This is a genomic window from Frankia sp. CoWAU3 (assembly GCF_977971855.1).
In genome coordinates, this window is record NZ_CDWWXB010000004.1 from 15,836 (window position 1) to 21,182 (window position 5,347).

The window sequence follows — 5,347 nt, forward strand, 5'->3', positions numbered from 1 at the left end:
GCGAACACCTCGCGCCGGGCCGCCGACCAGAAAGTCGGGAACGTCACGACGACCTGGTCCGGTTCCGACCCGAGCTGCTCGGTGGCGGCCGTGACAACGTAGGACACCAACCGGGCAATCAGCCCCTCCCGGCTGTAGGCGGCACCCCCGAGCAGAACGGGACCGCTGTCCCCGAGCAGGCGCAGGAGGTCGGTTGCGGCACGCTCGGGGTCGACCAGCGACCGGCGGTCCGCCGAGCGGGCGAACTGCAGGCCACCGGCCGGGGCAGCGTAGATCACCGACGGCAGGCGACGCTGACCGCTCAGTTCGAGCACGCGGGGCCAGCCTCCGTCCGCCACCCCGACGATCGTGTTCGCGGACCCGAGGTCGATACCCAGCTGATAGCTCACCGCGTCTCCCGAAACCCACGCGATCATCACGGCGACCGGAGCCACGGTACTCCGCTCGGCCGCCGGAGATCCTTCCACTCCCGTTACCACGATCATCGTAGACGTTTGACCAGGCAATATTTGTGTCCGGGAGCGGACAAAATATTTCCGGCTCCCGTTGAGCCGGTGAGCAGGTCCCTGAGTTGCCGAATGGTGCCGGACGGTGCCGAGCCCCGGCCCGACCGGCCTGCCGTGGACGGAACTGTGGAGGGTTGGGCACAGTCCAGCGGCCGTGGACCGTTCCTAACCCTCCACGCTTTTCCGTCGCGGCTTTCCGTCGCGGCTTTCCGCGGCGTCGGAGGGTGCCGCGGCCCGGCCCTCGTGCGCGGCCAGGCCGTCATGCGCGGCGAGGATGGCGTCGGCGGCCAGGCTCGGAGTGAGGGTGCCGTCGCGGACCCGCCGTTCAAGGTCCGGAGTGATCTCGCGGACCCCTGGATCGGCCCGCAGGCCCGCGAGCAGCCGATCGTGGACCATCGCCCACATCCAGTCGACCTGCTGGCGGCGGCGGCGGGCGGCGAGTTCGCCGGAGGCGTCGAGGGTGTCCTGATGCTTGACGATCTGCGCCCAGACAGTGTCCAGCCCCGTCCGCTCCACCGCGCTGCACGTCAGCACCGGGGTGTTCCAGTCCCGGAGACCGGCGGAGCCCTGCAGCAGCCGCAGCGCGCCGGCGAGTTCCCGGGCGGCACGGCGGGCGTCGAGCTCGTGCGGCCCGTCGGCCTTGTTCACCGCGATGACGTCGGCGAGCTCCAGCACCCCCTTCTTGATGCCCTGGAGCTGATCCCCCGTGCGGGCCAGGGTCAGGAACAGGAAGGTGTCGACCATGTCAGCGACGGTCGTCTCCGACTGGCCGACGCCGACCGTCTCGACCAGGACAACGTCGTAGCCCGCCGCCTCCATGACGACCATCGCCTCGCGGGTCGCCTTGGCGACGCCACCGAGCGTCCCCGCGGTGGGCGAGGGCCGGATGAACGCCGCCGGATCGGTGGACAGCGCCGCCATCCGGGTCTTGTCCCCCAGGATGCTGCCGCCGGTACGCGTCGAGGAGGGGTCGACGGCGAGCACCGCCACCTGGTTTCCCTTCCCGGTGAGCATGGTGCCCAGCGCGTCGATGAACGTCGACTTGCCCACCCCGGGCACCCCGGTGATGCCGATCCGACGGGCCTTGCCCGCGTGCGGCAGCAACGTCACCAGCAGCTGCTGGGCGAGCTCCTGGTGGTCGGGCCTGGTGGACTCGACGAGGGTGATGGCCCGCGCGATCCAGGTCCGCGACGAGGCCAGCACCCCGTCGGCGTACTCACCCGGATCGATCGGTCGTCGGGTCACCATGCCGGATCTGCCGTCACTCGGGGCGGGTCAGGCCGCGGGGTAAGCGGGGTGAGCGAGCTGGGCCGACAGGGTCGCGAGCAGGTCCAGCGCGGCGTCGGCGATGACCGTGCCGGGCGGGAAGATCGCGGCGGCGCCGGCGGCCCGCAGCTCGTCGAAGTCACCGGGAGGGATGACCCCGCCGACCACGATGAGGATGTCGGGCCGGTCGAGCGCGGCGAGCTCCTCACGCAGCGCGGGCACCAGGGTGAGGTGGCCGGCGGCCAGCGAGTTGACGCCGATGATCTGGACGTCCGCCTCGACGGCCTGGCGGGCGACCTCGGCCGGGGTCTGGAACAGCGGGCCGACGTCCACGTCGAAGCCGAGGTCGGCGAACGCGGTGGCGATCACCTTCTGGCCGCGGTCGTGACCGTCCTGGCCCATCTTCGCGACCAGGATCCGGGGCCGGCGACCCTCGGCGCGTTCGAAGGCTGCGGCGGCCTCGCGGGCGGCGACGATGTTGCCGGCGGGTCCCGCCTCGTCCCGGTACACCCCGGAAATGGTACGGATCTGGCCCGCGTGACGCCCGTAGACCTTCTCCAGCGCGTCGGAGATCTCCCCGACCGTCGCCTGAGCCCGGGCCGCGTCGACGGCGAGCGCCAGCAGGTTCTGCTCCAGCCCGGGGCCGCGGCGCCCGTCGCGGGCCGCGGCGGCCGCCGCGGTCAGGGCGTGCAGCGCCGCCTCCACCGCGGCCGGGTCACGGTCGGCGCGCAGCCGGCGCAGCTTCTCGATCTGCTCGGCGCGCACCGCCGAGTTGTCGACCTTGAGCACCTCGATGCCCTCGTCCGCGTCGACGCGGTACTTGTTCACTCCGATCAGCGGCTGGCGGCCGGAGTCGATGCGGGCCTGGGTGCGGGCGGCGGCCTCCTCGATACGCATCTTCGGGATCCCAGCGTCGATGGCCTGCGCCATGCCGCCCGAGGCCTCGACCTCGTCGATGTGCTCCCAGGCCCGGCGGGCCAGGTCGTGGGTGAGCCGCTCGACGTAGTAGCTGCCGCCCCACGGGTCGATCACCCGGGTGGTGCCGGACTCCTGCTGCAGCAGCAGCTGGGTGTTGCGGGCAATGCGGGCCGAGAAGTCCGTCGGCAGGGCCAGTGCCTCGTCGAGGGCGTTGGTGTGCAGCGACTGGGTGTGCCCCTGGGTGGCGGCCATCGCCTCCACGCAGGTGCGCACCACGTTGTTGAACACGTCCTGGGCGGTCAGCGACCAACCCGAGGTCTGCGAGTGGGTCCGCAGCGACAGCGACTTGGCGCTCTTCGGGGTGAACTGGTTGACCAGCCGCGACCACAGCAGCCGGGCCGCGCGCAGCTTGGCGACCTCCATGAAGAAGTTCATGCCGATCGCCCAGAAGAACGACAGCCTTGGTGCGAACGCATCGATGTCCAGCCCCGCGCCCAGCCCTGCCCGGATGTACTCGACCCCGTCGGCCAGGGTGTAGGCGAGCTCCAGATCGGCCGTCGCCCCGGCCTCCTGCATGTGGTAGCCGGAGATCGAGATCGAGTTGAACCGCGGCATCCGCCGCGAGGTGAAGGAGAAGATGTCCGAGATGATCTGCATCGACGGCTGCGGCGGGTAGATGTAGGTGTTGCGGACCATGAACTCCTTGAGGATGTCGTTCTGGATGGTCCCGGCGAGCTGCCCCGGGGCCACCCCCTGCTCCTCGGCCGCGACGATGTAGAGCGCCAGCACCGGCAGCACGGCGCCGTTCATGGTCATCGACACGCTCATCTTGTCCAGCGGGATACCGTCGAACAGCTGGCGCATGTCGAGGATGGAGTCGATGGCGACGCCGGCCATGCCGACGTCGCCGGTGACCCGCGGGTGGTCGCTGTCGTAGCCGCGGTGGGTCGGCAGGTCGAAGGCGACCGACAGGCCCTTCTGCCCGGCGGCGAGGTTGCGCCGGTAGAAGGCGTTCGACGCGGCGGCGGTGGAGAACCCGGCGTACTGGCGGATGGTCCACGGCTGGGTGACGTACATCGCCGGGTATGGGCCGCGCAGGAAGGGCGCGATCCCCGGGTAGGTGCCCAGGAAGTCCAGGCCCGCGGTGTCGGCGGCGGTGTAGAGCGGCTTCACCGCGATGCCCTCGGGGGTATCCCAGGTCAGCGCGTCGGCGTCCTTGCCGGTCGCCGCCTCCAGGGCGGCCCGCCACTCACCCTCCGCCGCGTCCGCCCCGGCCGGCGTGGTGCCCAGCTCCACCGCGGAGAAGTCCGGGACCATCGTGGCACGTTGCGAGCTGTCCGTGGACATCAGGCCACCCCAACCTCGGCGAGCGCCGCCCGCAGCACGGCGACGGCATTGCATCCAGTGAACACGTATCCGCCGATGCCCGCGGCGGCATCGGTCCGCGCGCGCGCACCGGCCTGGCCCGCGAGCCACACCCGGCTCGCCCCGGCGGCCCGCAGCGCCTCGGCGACCGGCCCAGCGTGCTCGGCGTATACCTTGTCGGCCGAGCACAGACAGGCCACGGTGGCCCCGGAGGCGCTGAACGCCGCCGCGATCGACGCCGGGTCCGTGCCCGGGCCGGACGTCGGAGTCTCGAACCCGCCCGCCTGGAACAGGTTGGCGGCGAAGGTGGCGCGCGCGGTCGAGGCCGCCGCGCTGCCCAGGGTGGCCAGGAAGACCACGGGCCGGCCGCCCGTCGCCGCCAAGTGCGCGTCGGAACGGGCGCGCAGCTCCTCGAAGGTGAGGTCGTAGGTGACCTCCGGCAGCCCGGCGCCCACCGCCGTGGCGGCCTCCCCTCCGGCGCCGGCGGGGCTCACAGCGGGCACGGGGCTCGCAGTAGGCACGGCGGGCCGCTCGGGGAGCTTCTCGCCCAGGTTCGGGAACTCGCTCACCCCGGTGATCGGGTCCCGCCGGTGGGCGATCGCGTCGGAGCGCGTCGCCCAGGTGGCCGCGATCCGCTCGGCGACGAGCCCGGACCGCAGGCCGGCGACGATCCCGCCGGCCCGCTCGATCTCGGTGAACCAGGCCCAGGCCGCCTCGGCGAGCTCGGCGGTGAGCGACTCGACGTACCAGGAGCCACCTGCCGGGTCGGTCACCCGGATCAGGCTCGACTCCTCCTGCAGGAGGGCCTGGGTGTTGCGGGCGATCCGGCGGGAGAAGTCGTCGGACCGGCCGAGGCGCGTGTCGAACGGCAGGACGGTGACCGCTTCGGCGCCGCCGACACCGGCGCCGAAGCAGGCCAGCGTCGTGCGCAGCATGTTCACCCAGGGATCCCGGCGGGTCATCATCGCCGCCGAGGTGACCGCGTGCTGACGCTGGGCCCGGTCGGCCGGCTCAGCGCCGCACACCTCGGCGACCCGTGACCACAACTGGCGGGCGGCCCGCAGCTTCGCGATCGAGGAGAACTGATCGGCGGTGACCGCGTAGCGAAACTCGATCTGGGCAAGCGCCTCGGCAAGGCTCAGGCCGGCCTCGGTGAGCTCCCGCAGGTAGGCGACGCCGGTGGCCAGTGACGCCCCAAGCTCCTCGGCGTCACTGCCACCCGCGCGATGGTACGGCTGGGCGTCGACGACGAGGGCGCGGATCCCGGGGAACTCCCGCACGCACCGGCCGGC

The 5,347-nt window shown here is 72.2% G+C and carries 4 protein-coding genes; all 4 read right to left on the bottom strand.

The genetic code is table 11. The annotated features are described in order from the left end of the window. On the bottom strand, positions 1-389 hold a 389-nt coding region (locus AC08ON_RS01105), incomplete at its 3' end, for an Hsp70 family protein (protein WP_476616305.1). 282 nt (positions 390-671) lie between these two features. Further along, complete coding sequence (gene meaB / locus AC08ON_RS01110) at positions 672-1,754, bottom strand: methylmalonyl Co-A mutase-associated GTPase MeaB (protein WP_476606054.1); 1,083 nt, start codon at positions 1,752-1,754, stop codon at positions 672-674. 27 nt (positions 1,755-1,781) lie between these two features. Further along, positions 1,782-4,037, bottom strand: a complete 2,256-nt coding sequence (gene scpA, locus AC08ON_RS01115) for a methylmalonyl-CoA mutase (protein ID WP_476606053.1) — start codon at positions 4,035-4,037, stop codon at positions 1,782-1,784. Continuing rightward, a partial coding sequence (locus tag AC08ON_RS01120) for a methylmalonyl-CoA mutase family protein (protein WP_476616306.1) occupies positions 4,037-5,347 on the bottom strand: 1,311 nt, incomplete at its 5' end. The genes AC08ON_RS01120 and scpA, both read right to left, overlap by 1 nt.

Bases quoted from the DNA above. Each gene is read 5' to 3' on its own strand.
- meaB (WP_476606054.1), bottom strand. From the start codon at position 1,754: ATGGTGACCCGACGACCGATCGATCCGGGTGAGTACGCCGACGGGGTG.
- scpA (WP_476606053.1), bottom strand. From the start codon at position 4,037: ATGTCCACGGACAGCTCGCAACGTGCCACGATGGTCCCGGACTTCTCC.